Source organism: Saccharothrix sp. ALI-22-I (assembly GCF_001984175.1).
Classification (GTDB): domain Bacteria; phylum Actinomycetota; class Actinomycetes; order Mycobacteriales; family Pseudonocardiaceae; genus Actinosynnema.
The window spans coordinates 40,442-53,350 of sequence record NZ_MTQP01000033.1 but is presented as its reverse complement, the minus strand read 5'-3'; the positions used below and the strand labels follow the sequence as shown (position 1 = coordinate 53,350).

Sequence of the window (12,909 nt, the reverse complement as noted above, 5' to 3'; positions counted from 1 at the left end):
GTGTACCTGCCGCAGGCGGTTCGTCGGTTGGTCGAGGTCTTGTGGCGGGGTTGCGGCGGGAAGTCGTTGCCGGACAAGCGCTCCGCGTTGGGGTACGGGACGTGGCCCGCGTTCACGACATTGTCTTCGACAGCGGGCATCCGGCGTCGTTGGCCCGTTTCTGGGCCGCGGTCCTGGACGGCTACCGGGTGGCGCCGTACGACGAGGAGGGGTTGCGTCGCCTGGGGGAGAAGGGGGTCGACGATCCTGAGGACGATCCGAGGGTGCTGGTGGAGGCCGGTCCCGGCCTGCCGCGTTACTTCTTCGTGCTGGTGCCCGAGGGCAGGGTGGCCAAGAACCGTGTCCACTTGGACTTGGGCGCCGACGACCCGGCCGCCGAGGTCACCCGTCTGGTGGGCCTCGGCGCGGTGGCCGTGCGGGAGTTCGAGGGCTGGGTGCGGATGGCCGACCCCGAGGGCAACGAGTTCTGCGTCCTGCGTTGACCTGTCGCCCGGATGGTCCTCCGGAACGCGTCGTCGATGGGGTGAGGGTGTGCCCGTCAGGTCGTCGACCGCGGTCGGTCGGTGACCTCGCGTCTGACGGTGCCGACGAATCGTTCGGCGTGGCAGTTCGCTTTCGGGCAGCGTGGCGGGATCTTCGCGACCTGGGTGCCGGCGTCGGCGAGGACGGTGTCGAACGAGGCGGTGAACCGCCCGCCAGGAGGTGTCGGTGTTCCGGGTCGGTGCGGGCGGTATCCGCAGGCGCGTGAGCATGCGACGGATGGGCGACGCGGCCACCCGGTGGCCGAGCTTGAGCAGTTCGCCCTGGATCCGGTGGTAGTCCCCGGCCGGTGTTTTCCCTCGCCGTCCGCTCGATCAACGCCACGACGGTGTCGCGACCGGTGGGCGCCCGGTCCGGTTCGGGTGGGTCCACTTCCTCGCGACCAGGCGCCGGTGCCGTCGCAGGACGGTGCCGGGTGTCGCCGACCGGTGCTCCCATGGCCGGTTGGGTAGTCGCTGCGCCAGTGCGGCGAGCACCGCGCGCTCAGCCCAGTCCAGCCGCGGGCGGTGATTGGCCCGGCGCAGCACGGCGACCTCGTGTCACAGCACCAGTAGCTCGACGTACTTGGCTGCCGACGAGCGGCCGAGCAGAACCTGCCGGCTGGCGAGCCGGGCGAAGGTCAGGTACAGCAGTCGCAACGCCACGCTTCACGATCATGCCCCTGTGGTCCATGGCGCTCGATCACCGCAGCTCAGCGGCTCAGTGCAGAGTTCTGACACCCCACACCCTATGTCAAGGGTTTCTTCGTGGCGGGTGCTGCCGGCGGGGTGAGGGTGCGGCTGATCTCGCCGAAGACCTGGCTGTCTCCGGCCGCGGTGGTGGGGGGTCCGGGGATGGCGACGAGGGTCGTGCGGTCGAGCCATGCCTGGAGTTGTTGGTTACGGGTTTCGGCGTGCTGCACCGGCCTGCCGCACGCCGCAGACGCCGTCATGGGCGCCATCGTCACCCGGCCGTGCTGCCCGACCGACCTGCCGATCGACGTCACCGTCTGCGCGTTGCAAGAGCAGGATTGGGCCGACGTCCGCCGCATCTACGGCGAGGGCATCGCCACCGGCAACGCTACGTTCGAGACCGAGATCCCCAGCCGCCGCATGCTGGAGTCGAAGTGGCTGTCAGACCACCGCTGGGTGGCGGTCGTCGACGGCCAGGTGGCCGGCTGGGCCGGTGCCACCTCCGTCTCCACGCGCGAGTGCTACTCCGGCGTAGCCGAAACGTCCGTCTACGTGGGCGACGGTTTCCGCGGCCGAGGCGTCGGCAAGACCTTGCTGCACAAACAGGTCACCGCCGCCGACGAGGCCGGCCTGTGGACCCTCCAAGCCGCGATCTTCCCGGAGAACCGCGCCGGCATCGCCCTGCACCACTCGGCCGGCTACCGCACCGTCGGCGTCCGAGAACGCATCACCCGACACCACGGCGTCTGGCGCGACACCGTCATGCTCGAACGCCGAGCCGACTCCGCGTCCGTCCTGACCCCACCGGACGCGAACGTGTTGGTCACGCCAGGGTCAGCCAGTCGTCGTCGAATCGATTGGACCGCGTCGCGATCAACTCCGTGGCCACGCGGCGACATCGGTGCCGATCTCCGGTGCGTCCGAGCACGCAGGCACGAGGGGAACGGGCAGATGTGAACACGATGGCGGACGTTGCCTGACGGGCAGGGGTGTCCATCAGCACCGTGTCCTACGCCCTCAACGGCACGCGCCCGGTCTCCGCCGCGACCCGGGCGCGCATCGAAGAGGCGATGGCCGAGCTGCGGTATACGCCCAACGTCCTCGCCCGCGGGCTCCGCGGCCGTCGGGCCAGGATCATCGCCCTGGTGTTCCCCGGCCGGGGCCGGGGGGTCGACATCAGTGGCCTCGGGTACATCTTGGGCGCCTCCGACCACGCGCAGTCGGTGGACTACCACCTGATGCTGTGGATCACGGAGTCTGCCGGCCGGGTGACGGTGGTGGAGTTGGCCGACCCAGTCTCGGTAGCCGGTGGCAAGGGCTTCCAGTCCTTGAGACATGTGATGGCCCCGGCTCCGCGCACCGCCGCCACCAGCGGCCGTGGAACTCGGGAAGTTCCCAAAAGGCCGAGACAGACCGCACGCTCGGGTTACAGTTCGAAGCCATCCGCAGCGTCACCGGGGGGAGAGCCGATGACCGATCCACTGGCCAATGTGGAGCGCTTTGTGGACGACTGGCAGCGCAACGCGGAGGAGAAGGCGGCCCGGTACGCGTCGATGCGGCAGGAGGTCGAGCGGATCTCCATCACCGCGTCGGCCGCCGGCGGCGCGGTGAGCGTCACCGTGGGGGCCAACGGGATTCCCGCTGCGGTGACGATGACCGCGGACGTGAGCCGGTTGCGGCCGGAGCAGATCGCAGCGGCCGTGATGGAGGCGATGGGCAAGGCGCAGGCCGGTTACCCGGCCGAGTTGGCGCGGATCGTGGGCGAGACGGTGGGCGAGACCGAGTCCGGGCGGCACATCGTGGCGGTCGCCGAGCGGAACTTCCCGCAGGTCGAGCCGGACGCGCCGCCCGCCGCGCCGCCGCGCAGGCAGGGCGATGACGGCGACTTCACCGACGACAGCTACTTGGGGTGACGCGATGACCGGCGGGTATGAGGTCCTCACCGGTGAGGTCGGCGCGTTGGCCGGTCGGGTCGAAGGTCTGGCGGAGCGGTTGCGCACGGCCGCCGACGCGGCCCGCACCGTCGCGATGAACGACTCGGCGTACGGCGTGGTGTGCAAGCCGTTCGCGATGCTGCTCCAGCCGTTCGAGGACATGGGCGTGGCCGCCCTGGTCAAGGCGGCCGAGACGGTGTCGGACAACGCCGCGGGTCTGCGCGAGGCCTCGCGCGCCTACGACGACCAGGAATCCGGCGAGATCGCGCGCTTCGACGGGATGAACACGTGAACAATCCCCTGGTCGCGACGGCGCAGAGCGACACGACGGCGGTCACCGGCATCGGCATAGCCGAGTCCGCCACGGACCTGGCGCAGGGCATCTCCGACGGCAGTTGGGTCGCGGCGGGGCTGGGCGGCATCGGTGTCGGCCTGGAAGTGCTGTCGATGGTGATCGACCCGATCGGCACGGTGGCTTCCTACGGTGTGTCGTGGCTGATCGAGCACGTAGAGCCGTTGAAGGAGGCGCTGGACTGGTTCGCCGGGGACCCGCCGGTGATCCGCTCGTTCAGCGAGACGTGGTCCAACGTCGCCGCCGAGGTCGCCCTCGTGGCGGAGGAGTTGGCGGCGCAGGACGCCCCGGGCTGGCAGGGGCAGGCCGCGGACGCCTATCGCGGGCACGCCGCGCAGACCGCGGACGCCATCGCCGGGGCGGGCACGCTGGCCGAGGGCATCGGCACCGGCGTGATGATCATGGGCGAGGTCGTCGCCGCGGTCCGGGAGATCATCCGCGACCTGGTCGCCGAGGTGGTCGGCAAGCTGATCACCTGGGCGTTGGAGGCGGTGGCGACGCTGGGCCTGGCCACGCCGCTGATCGTCGCGCAGGCGACCGCGACCATCGCCAAGGTGTGCAACCGGATCGGCGACCTGGTCCGCAAGCTGGTCAAGACCATCGGCAACGTCACGCCGCGCATCCGCAAGGTCCTGGACAAGCTCGGCGAGATCATGGAGAAGCTGGCCAAGCTCGGCCGCAAGGCCGACGGCTCGACGACCCCATCGAGCACGACCACCCCGTCCAGCACCACCACGCCGGACACACCGTCCACACCCGACACCCCGAGCCCCGACACCACCAGCCCGGACGGCACATCCCCGGACAGCAGCACGTCGCCGGACGACGCGGGGGCCGGCGACGGCACCGGGGGCAACGGGCAGGGCAACGACATCGACAGCACGGTCGACGACCCCCACGACGCCTCCCAGTCGGCTGATCGGCCGTTCTGCGCGGACGACCCGATCGACGTCGCCACCGGCGAGGTCGTGCTGTCCCAGACCGACGCCGCACTGCCCGGCCTGTTGCCGGTCGTGTTCTCCCGGCACCACCAGTCGGCATACCGGGCCGGGCGGCTGTTCGGTCCGTCCTGGGCCTCCACCCTGGACCAGCGGGTCGAAGTCGGTCCGGTGCACATCTGGCTGGCCACCGACGACGGTCGACTGCTGCGCTTCCCCAAGCCGGACGGCGCCGAACCGGTGCTGCCGGACTTCGGTCCGCGGCTGTCGTTGCGGCGCAGCGGTGCCGGTTACGAGGTGACGCACCCGCAGCGCGGGCTGGTGTGGGACTTCCAGCCAGTGGACACGGAGTGGGGCGCGCACTCGACACTGCCGCTGGCCGCCGTGCGGCGACGGGCCGGCGGCGAGATGCTCATCGACTACGACGAAGACGGCCTGCCGACCCGGGTACGGCATTCCGGCGGTTACGAGGTCGCCGTCGACACGGCAGACGGGCGAGTGACGGCGCTGCGGCTGGTGTCCGGGACCAAGCCGATCACGTTGACGTCCTACTCCTACGACGGCACGGGGCAGCTCTCCGAGGTGACCAACTCCTCCGGCGCACCGCTGCGGTTCACGCACGACGAGGACGGCAGGCTCACGTCCTGGACCGACCGCAACGATGTCTGGTACCGGTACGTCTACGACGACGAAGGCCGGGCCATCACGACGATCGGCTCCGGTGGTGCGCTCAACGGCACGTTCACCTACGAGCACCGCCGCACCGCGCACACCGACACCCTGGGCAACACGACCACCTACGAGTTCAACGAGCTCGGCCAGATGGTGCGGCAGATCGACCCCCTCGGTGCCGTGACCACCCGCGAGTGGGACCGGAACGACCGGCTCGCGGCGATCACCGACCCGCTCGGTCACACCACCCGCTACGCCTACGACGACGAAGGCGACGTCACCACGATCACCCGGCCGGACGGCACGACCGTCAACGCGGTCTACGCCGGGGCGGGACTGGCGACCGAGGTCACCGATCCTGCCGGCGGCAGGTGGCTGCGCGAGTACGACGAGCACGGCAACCTGGTGACCGAGACGGATCCGACGGGCGCTCTCACCACGTTCGAGTACGACGAGCGAGGCCACCTCAGCGCCACCACCGACCCGCTCGGGAGCGTCATCCGGTACGAGACGGACGGCGCCGGGCTGATCACCGCGATCACCGACCCGCTCGGTGCCACGAGACGGCACCAGCGGGACGCCTTCGGCCGCCTCGTCGCCACGACCGACGCGCTCGGCGACACCACCCGGTACAGCTGGACCGTGGAGGGCAGGCTGCTGGCGCGCACCCGTTCCGACGGCGGCACCGAGCAGTGGCGCTACGACGGCGAGGGCAACCCGGTCGAGTACGTGGACGCGCTCGGCCAGGCCAGCCGCACGGAGTTCACCTTCTTCGACCTCCCGGCGGCCCGCACCACGCCGGACGGCACCCGGACGTCCTACGCGTACGACACCGAACTCCGGCTCGTGGAGGTCGTCGGCCCGAACGGGTTGAGCTGGCGCTACGAGTACGACGCGGCGGGCAACCTGGCGCGGGAGGTGGACTTCGACGGCCGGGTGCTCACCTACACCCGCGACGCCGCGGGCAGGCTGTCCACCCGCACCAACGGCATAGGCGAGACGGTCGTCTACGAGCGCGACGTCCACGGCGACGTGGTCGCGAAGCACACGCCGACCGGCACGACCACCTTCGACCGCGACCCCTGTGGCCGGGTGATCCGCGCGGCGAACCCGGACGTCGAGGTCGTCTACGAGCGGGACGCCCGCGGGCGGGTGCTGACGGAGACGGTCGCCGGGCGGACCGTCCGGTCCCGGTTCGACGCGGCGGGCAGGCGCTCGTTCCGGCAGACCGCGGCCGGCGTGACGTCCACCTGGGAGTACGACCCGGCCGGCAACCCGGTGGCGCTGCACGCGGCCGGCGACAGCGTCGCGTTCCGGCACGACCCGCTGGGCCGGCAGGTCGAGCGCAGCCTCGGTGAACTCACCGTGACCCAGTCGTGGTCGTCCGGTAACCGGCTGACCGATCAGGTCGTCGCGGCCAAGCAACCGATCACGCACCGCAGCTGGCGGTACCGGCCGGACGGTCAGCTCGACGGGATCGTCGACCCGGCAGGCTCACGTCGGCTGACCCTGGACCGGCAGGGCCGTGTGCTCGCCGTGCAAGGGCAGGGCTGGTCCGAGCGCTACGGCTACGACGCCATCGGCAACATCACCCGGGCCGACCTGCCGGTGGTGGACGACGGGTCCGAAGGGCCGCGCGAGTACGCCGCCATGCGCCTGCGCAGTGCGGGCCGCACCTCCTACGTCCACGACCAGCAGGGCCGCGTGGTGCAACGGCGGCACCGCACGTTGTCCGGCCGGGTGCGGCTGTGGCGCTTCACCTGGGACGCCGAGGACCGCCTCACCTCGGTGGTCACCCCCGACGGCGGCACCTGGCGGTACCAGTACGACCCGATGGGCAGGCGGATCGCCAAACAGCGGCTCGACGCGACCGGGAAGGTCGTGGACCGGACCGATTTCACCTGGGACGGCGCGCGGCTGGTCGAGCACGCGCACAGCAGCGGCGCGACCAGTACCTGGGAGTACCAGCCGGGGTCGGTCACGCCGGTCGCCCAGATCGACCAGGACGAGGTTGACCGGCGCTTCTACGCGATCGTGGCGGACGTCGTCGGCAGCCCGACCGAATTGGTCGACGCCCGCGGCGAGGTCGGTTGGCGTCGCACCGCCAGCCTGTGGGGGCGGACGCTGACCCAGAGCGGCGCGGCGGCCTGCCCATTGAGGTTCCCCGGCCAGTACCACGACCCGGAAACGGGCTGGCACTACAACTACTTCCCCTACTACGACCCGGAAACCGGCCGGTACGCCTCACCGGACCCGATGGGGCTGGTGCCGTCGATCAACCCGGGCGCGTACGTGCCGAACCCGACCCGGGAGATCGACCCGCTCGGCCTGCTGCCCTGTGGCGACGCGGCCAAGCAGCAGGCGCTCACCGACGCGGGCGTCCCACCGGGCTCCGAGGCGCTCGAAAGCCGCCTGGTGTCTGCGACCACGCCGGGTGGCAAGCAGATCATGGACGAGAACCACCAACCAGTGATGTTCCCGGAGGAGGTCTACCTCAACAGCGATGGCGACCTGATCGTGTTCCAGGACCACTACACCGGCCACCAGTACGGTGAGGGCGGTGTGGGCGACCAGCCGCCACACGTGCATGTGCGACCCTATGACGAGAGCCGCAACGGCCAAGTCCCCGGAGCGCAGGAGCATTACTACTATGACCCCAGCCTGGGCCGGCCGACTCCTGCCCAATGACGCGAAGCTCCTCGCCCGGTTCTACCCGGATCAGCCGGACCTCACCGGGCTGGTGCTGCGGTCGATCCGGTTCGAGCGCCGCGGTCCGGGCTGCACGCTGCGCGTAGACCTGCCGGTCCCGTCCGACGTGCCGGGATACGACCGCGTCCAAGCGCACCTCGGCTTCCTGGCGGTAGACGACGTGCGGCTGTCCGGAGCACCGCTGCCGACCGAGGTCTCGATCGATTTCGCCGCCGCACGAGGTCCGGCACGGCTGGCGGTGACGGTGACCGGCGAATCGCTCCGCCTGTCGCTGACGTGCGCCGAGCAAATCCGCTTCGGCAAGGTCAGTGCCCACAACTCGCCCCCGAACGCCGTGGACGACGGACCGCACGGTTTCACCAGCAAACTCGACCAGCGCCTGTACACGGCGGTCCCGGGCCCGGAGATCGACACCTACCATGAACACATCTGACCTGTCGGCGTGCGAGCTCTACGCCCTGCACTGGGACGAACGCGGCAACGCCGTCACCGCGTCGCTAGAAGGTCCACTCGACGAGGCAAGCCGCCAGACGTGGAACGCCCCACCAGATCACGACTGGATCCGCCTCCACCTCAGGTTCGACGAGATCAGCGACCTGGACGTGTCCAGCTGGAGCCACCACTCACCCATCCGTGTCGACCAGATCCGAACGGGCGACCGCGTGTCGGTCACCGTGACGGGCGAGGGCACCAACGTCCGATTCACCGCAACCGCCGCAACCCTGGTAACCCACCGGACGTCCAGAACCGGCTCACTGTGAGCAACACATCGCAGCGACCCGGCAAACACACCTGGGGGTCTTGACCCAAGGCCGGGTAGTTACTCGACTTTCGCACTTTTGGTGTGAGTCCGGTGAGGCGATGGCGGCAGGGGCTGCGGCGTGGGCGACCGGAGTGTGACGGCGTGGCGTGTGGATCTAGCGGGGCCGTGGGTGGAGCATCGGCGGTTCCTGTAACAGCTCTGCCGCAAGCGAAAGAGTGTTCCGCCGATGCTCCGGGTCCCCACCCTACCGGGCACGCTCACGCGTGTCCTGGACACCTTCCGGTCGTGTTTCACCGCGCCGACGTTCGAGACGTTCACGATGCTGGTCGCGGGGTTGTTCGCACAGCCGGTCGGGCGCACGGTATGCGGCATGCTCACCGGTGCCGGGCTGGCCCGGATATGGCACCACGACCGGGCCCACCGGTTCTTCTCCCACGCACGGTGGAACCCCCGGCAGATCGGGTTGCTCCTCGCCGAGGTGATCGTCACCCAACCCCTCGGCGCCGGTATGCCGATCACCATCGCGATCGATGACACCCTGTTCCGACGGGGCAGGAAAGTCCACGCGGCAGGCTGGTTTCATGACGGGTCCGCCGCGGGAAGGGTCAAGCTCGGATTCGGCAACAACTGGGTCGTCCTGGCCATCATCGTGTCCCTGCCCTTCTGCTCCCGGCCGGTAGCGCTCCCGGTCCTGGCCGCGCCGGCGGTCAAAGGCGGGCCTGCGAAACCGGACCTGGCCCGCGACCTGCTCGACCAGGTCGCCGAACACTTCGGAGACCCGACCGGCACCTGGTCGACGGCGGCTACACCTCCCTGGTCCATCTGGAGCGGGCCGAACGCGAACACCGGATCACCGTCGTCGGACCACTGCCGGGAATCCCATCCGCCGGCACCGCCGGGGCGAGGGCTTCGCCCGCGACGACTTCCGCATCGACTTCGACCGCAGACAGGTCACCTGCCCACAGGGCCAGGTCAGCAGCGGCTGGCACGGCCCCTACCCCACATCCTCGCCGAACTCGGCTCCGCTGATCGTGGCCCGCTTCACCAAGAACCAGTGCCAACCCTGCCCGGTCCGGGCCAAGTGCACCACCTCCCGCGACTCCGCGCGCAACGTGGGCTTTCCCCCACGAGAACTGCTCGAACTGCAGCTACGCAACCGTGCCGAGCGGCAGGAACCGGCCTGGCACAAGTACTACGCGGTGCGCTCCGGCATCGAAGGCAGCATCTGCGAGTTCGCCCACGGCCACGGCATGCGCCGCTGCCGCTACCGCGGACAGGCCAAAACCCACCTGCAGCACGTGCTCACCGCCATCGCCGTCAACATCGAACGCCTCAGTCGGTAACCTCCCGACGAAAGCGCATCTCCCCGACCACCGACAGCCTTCCAGCACTACCTCGACCAGCAGGACATCCCACGCCAGCGTTCCTGGCGAGCTGTCAGCTGACATACAGCGACCAAGATTCCCGACAGAGTCAAGTTCAGGAACTGGGGCTCGCCTCACTGACCCTGGTCGAGCTGCGGGACCGGCTTGCCGTCGTCACCGGACTGCGCCTGCCGACCACCTTCCTGTTCGACCACCCCCGACCCGGGCCGCTCGCCACCTGTGCGACGCGATCCTCGACGAGGAGACCGGCGACCGCTCCCGCGCCGAGACCCCGGCGGTGCGCGTCGATCGACGAACCGGTGGCGATCGTCGCCATGGCGTGCCGGCTCCCCGGCGGCATCGACTCGCCCGCAACGCTGTGGGAAGCGCTGCGCGAGGGCCACGAGGTGCCGGCCGGGCGCGCGGCAGCCGGGCCGGGGGTTCGTCGGCGCCACCGCCCAGGCCACGGGCCGCGAATGCACCAGCCCGCCGAGGGCTCCGACGCCTACCCGCTGACCGGCTCCACCGCGAACGTCGCCGCCGGCCGCATCACCCGCACCTTCGGGTTCGAAGGCCCGGCGGTGACGGTGGACGCGCCGTGTTCCTCGCCGCTGGTGGCCCTGCGCCTGGCCGTGCAGTCGCTGCACGCAGGGAGGTGCTTCACCGCCCTGGCGGGCGGTGTCACCCTGATGGCCACGCCCGGTGTCATTGCGAGTTCGCCTGCCCAGGGCGGCCCCGAGATACGCCCGCTGACCTACGAAGACCAGGTCGGCGGGCGATTTTGACTATCCGGCCGTGGTACTCGGGTCGTAGACCGCGTCGTTGCCGGGTGTGACGTCGGCGGATGAGGGTCTCGAGGTCCATGTCGGCGGTCGGTGGTTCACCGTGGTCGGCATTCTCGAGGAGGCTCTGCTCGCGCCGGAACTGGACACCGCCGCGTTGGCGGGTTGGGGCGCTGCCGAGTCGTAGCTGGGCTTCGATAGGCATCCGGCGATGCCGATGATCGGCGTGATCGTCGGCCCCGTACCCGGCCGTCCGTGCGGCCCGCCTGTCACCGATCGAGACTGGGGCGGGCCTTGATGATCAACCGATCGGTTGATGTGTCCGGTGAGTGCGAACTGCCACTGTCTGGCTCATGAAACGACTCCTGGGGGCAATGGTCGTCGTGGGTGCGTTGGTGTTGTGTGCCGCGCCGGCCGTGGCGATCCACGACGCTGTGGCGCGTACCGACGCCGGCCTGGTGCGGGGCAGCACGAACGCGTATACCCGTTCTTACGAAGGCATTCCCTACGCGGCGCCGCCGATCGGTGATCTGCGCTGGCACTCGCCCGTGCCGCCGGTGCCGTGGTCCGGTGTGCTGGACGCGACCCGGCCGGGCAGTCGCTGTCCTCAGGCCAGTGTCGGTGGCCGGCCGGCCAGTGTGACCGAGGATTGCCTTTTCCTCGACGTCACCACCCCACGTGGGGCCAGGAAGGCGCCGGTGCTGGTGTGGCTGCACGGTGGCGGGCTCATGAACGGCGCTGGTAGCGACTACCTGCCGACCCGGCTGGTCAGGCGGGGCGGTCTGGTCGTGGTGACCGTCAACTACCGGCTGGGGAACCTCGGTTTCCTCGGTTTCCCCGGGCTCGCGAACGGCGGCGCGTTCGGCATCGAGGACCAACAGGCGGCGCTGCGCTGGGTGCGGCGCAACATCGCGGAGTTCGGCGGCGACCCGGACAACGTCACCCTGGCAGGGGAGTCCGCCGGGGCGCACTCGGTGTGCGCGCAGCTCGCGTCGCCGGGCGCGGCCGGGTTGTTCCAGCGGGCGATCGCCCAGAGCACGGCATGTGTGCTGGATGCCTTCGCCGGCGCGGACTTGCGGCCGTTGCTGGACATGCCGCTGTTCGTGCCGCAAGAGTGGCACCAGGGGCATGGCCAGAGCGTCGCCGCTCAGCTGGGGTGTGCGACGCTCGAGTGCCTGCGTGGCAAGCCTGTGCCGGACCTGCTCGCCGCGCCGGCGTTTCCCTTGCCTGCCTTCGGGAACACGGTGCTGCCGGAGGACCCCGCGGTGGCGGTGCCGGCCGGGCGGTTCAACCACGTGCCGCTGTTGACCGGCATCACGCGTGACGAGGGCACGTTCTTCGCGCCGCTGCTGTTCCCCGATCTCGATCCCGCCGGCTACACGGCCGCGTTGACCGCGCATTTCGGGTCGCACGCGGCAGCGGTCGCGCAGCGGTACCCGATCGAGGAGCACGGTGGTTCCGCGGTGCAGGCAATGGCCGCGATCATGACCGACCTCGACTGGGCGTGGCTACAACGTGCCGCGGATCGCCGGTTCGCGGCCGAGATCCCGGTGTACGCCTATGAGTTCCTCGATCGCACCGCACCGCCGATCCCCGAGTTCCCGCCCGGTGTCGAGTCGCTCGCCGCGCACGGTTCCGAGCTGCGGTACCTGTTCGACCTGCGCTCCGACGACGTACGGCTGACCACCGCACAGCGCCTGCTCGGCGACCGGATGATCGACTACTGGGTCCGCTTCGCGACCACCGGCAACCCCAACCGGCCCGGCCTGCCGGCGTGGCCCCGCGTCGACCCGGCGGACACCACGCCGTACGTGCAAGGCCTCGACCCCGGCCGGATCGGCCCGTTCGACCGGACAACGACACACGACTCGGCCTTCTGGGACGCGCTCGCGACCCAGTGATCAGACCGACTCCCGCACGATCACGCATGTGAGCGAATGGCTGGCGTGTTCCGTGCCGGGTTTGATGGAGCCTGTGATGTGCCCTGGGTTCTAACGTTAGCCCGTATTTCAAAGGTGAGGTGACCGGCGGCGTGTCGTTGGACCAGACGTGGCGAGGTCTCCGGTAAGTGGGTTGGCGACCAAGCAAACCCGAACACCGGAGACCTCGTGGCCGGCATAGCGGCAGCGGGGCGGCACGACCTGACCGACGCGCAGTGGGCGCTGCTGCAACCACTGTCAACCC

11 protein-coding genes and 1 pseudogene are annotated in these 12,909 nt (G+C 70.2%); 10 read left to right on the top strand and 2 right to left on the bottom strand.

Annotated features, from left to right (window positions below; genetic code table 11):
• The first annotated feature begins 41 nt into the window (after positions 1 to 41).
• Entirely contained in the window at positions 42 to 482 is a 441-nt protein-coding gene (locus ALI22I_RS03215) for a VOC family protein (protein ID WP_338013459.1), read from the top strand.
• A 785-nt stretch (positions 483 to 1,267) separates the two neighbouring features.
• Here ALI22I_RS03215 and ALI22I_RS50340 read toward each other — a convergent pair.
• A complete protein-coding gene (locus ALI22I_RS50340; RefSeq protein WP_179118075.1) occupies positions 1,268 to 1,471 on the bottom strand; it encodes a hypothetical protein in 204 nt (67 codons plus the stop codon).
• Here ALI22I_RS50340 and ALI22I_RS03205 point away from each other — a divergent pair.
• From ALI22I_RS03205 to ALI22I_RS03175, 6 genes and pseudogenes are all read left to right on the top strand, one after another.
• Positions 1,431 to 1,991, top strand: a pseudogene (locus ALI22I_RS03205) (GNAT family N-acetyltransferase); the annotation flags it as partial. The gene ALI22I_RS50340 and the pseudogene ALI22I_RS03205 sit on opposite strands and share 41 nt — an antisense overlap.
• Before the next feature lie 209 nt (positions 1,992 to 2,200).
• Positions 2,201 to 3,124 carry a YbaB/EbfC family nucleoid-associated protein gene (locus ALI22I_RS55005; RefSeq protein WP_083751384.1) on the top strand — a complete coding sequence of 308 codons (924 nt, stop codon included), beginning with the start codon at positions 2,201 to 2,203 and terminating at the stop codon, positions 3,122 to 3,124.
• A 4-nt stretch (positions 3,125 to 3,128) separates the two neighbouring features.
• The gene (locus ALI22I_RS03190) at positions 3,129 to 3,437 is read left to right on the top strand and encodes a type VII secretion target (protein WP_077004046.1); all 309 of its coding nucleotides are present in this window, start codon (positions 3,129 to 3,131) and stop codon (positions 3,435 to 3,437) included.
• Positions 3,434 to 7,795: a DUF6531 domain-containing protein gene (locus ALI22I_RS03185; RefSeq protein ID WP_238598053.1), complete on the top strand. Its 4,362-nt coding sequence runs from the start codon at positions 3,434 to 3,436 to the stop codon at positions 7,793 to 7,795. The genes ALI22I_RS03190 and ALI22I_RS03185 overlap by 4 nt, the downstream gene beginning before the upstream one ends.
• The gene (locus ALI22I_RS03180) at positions 7,758 to 8,249 is read left to right on the top strand and encodes a hypothetical protein (protein WP_077004045.1); all 492 of its coding nucleotides are present in this window, start codon (positions 7,758 to 7,760) and stop codon (positions 8,247 to 8,249) included. Before ALI22I_RS03185 ends, ALI22I_RS03180 begins: the two co-directional genes overlap by 38 nt.
• Positions 8,236 to 8,577 carry a hypothetical protein gene (locus ALI22I_RS03175; protein ID WP_077004044.1) on the top strand — a complete coding sequence of 114 codons (342 nt, stop codon included), beginning with the start codon at positions 8,236 to 8,238 and terminating at the stop codon, positions 8,575 to 8,577. The genes ALI22I_RS03180 and ALI22I_RS03175 overlap by 14 nt, the downstream gene beginning before the upstream one ends.
• Before the next feature lie 246 nt (positions 8,578 to 8,823).
• Here ALI22I_RS03175 and ALI22I_RS52905 read toward each other — a convergent pair whose 3' ends face one another.
• A complete protein-coding gene (locus ALI22I_RS52905) occupies positions 8,824 to 9,348 on the bottom strand; it encodes a hypothetical protein (RefSeq protein WP_238598052.1) in 525 nt (174 codons plus the stop codon).
• On the opposite strand from ALI22I_RS52905, the gene ALI22I_RS52900 reads away from it, so the two are divergent.
• The 3 genes from ALI22I_RS52900 (at position 9,299) to ALI22I_RS03155 (ending at position 12,626) form a co-directional block, all read left to right on the top strand.
• On the top strand, positions 9,299 to 9,922 hold the full coding sequence (locus ALI22I_RS52900; protein ID WP_338013458.1) for a transposase: 624 nt from the start codon (positions 9,299 to 9,301) through the stop codon (positions 9,920 to 9,922). The two genes, ALI22I_RS52905 and ALI22I_RS52900, sit on opposite strands and share 50 nt — an antisense overlap.
• Before the next feature lie 341 nt (positions 9,923 to 10,263).
• Positions 10,264 to 10,728: a beta-ketoacyl synthase N-terminal-like domain-containing protein gene (locus ALI22I_RS52895; protein ID WP_077004043.1), complete on the top strand. Its 465-nt coding sequence runs from the start codon at positions 10,264 to 10,266 to the stop codon at positions 10,726 to 10,728.
• 350 nt (positions 10,729 to 11,078) lie between these two features.
• Positions 11,079 to 12,626 carry a carboxylesterase/lipase family protein gene (locus tag ALI22I_RS03155; protein WP_083751383.1) on the top strand — a complete coding sequence of 516 codons (1,548 nt, stop codon included), beginning with the start codon at positions 11,079 to 11,081 and terminating at the stop codon, positions 12,624 to 12,626.
• Positions 12,627 to 12,909: the final 283 nt, after the last annotated feature.

Excerpts from the sequence above, each read along its gene's own strand:
- ALI22I_RS50340 (WP_179118075.1), bottom strand. The coding sequence starts at position 1,471 with ATGACGGCGTCTGCGGCGTGCGGCAGGCCGGTGCAGCACGCCGAAACC.
- ALI22I_RS03190 (WP_077004046.1), top strand. The coding sequence starts at position 3,129 with ATGACCGGCGGGTATGAGGTCCTCACCGGTGAGGTCGGCGCGTTGGCC.
- ALI22I_RS03180 (WP_077004045.1), top strand. The coding sequence starts at position 7,758 with ATGACCCCAGCCTGGGCCGGCCGACTCCTGCCCAATGACGCGAAGCTC.
- ALI22I_RS03175 (WP_077004044.1), top strand. The coding sequence starts at position 8,236 with ATGAACACATCTGACCTGTCGGCGTGCGAGCTCTACGCCCTGCACTGG.
- ALI22I_RS03155 (WP_083751383.1), top strand. The coding sequence starts at position 11,079 with ATGAAACGACTCCTGGGGGCAATGGTCGTCGTGGGTGCGTTGGTGTTG.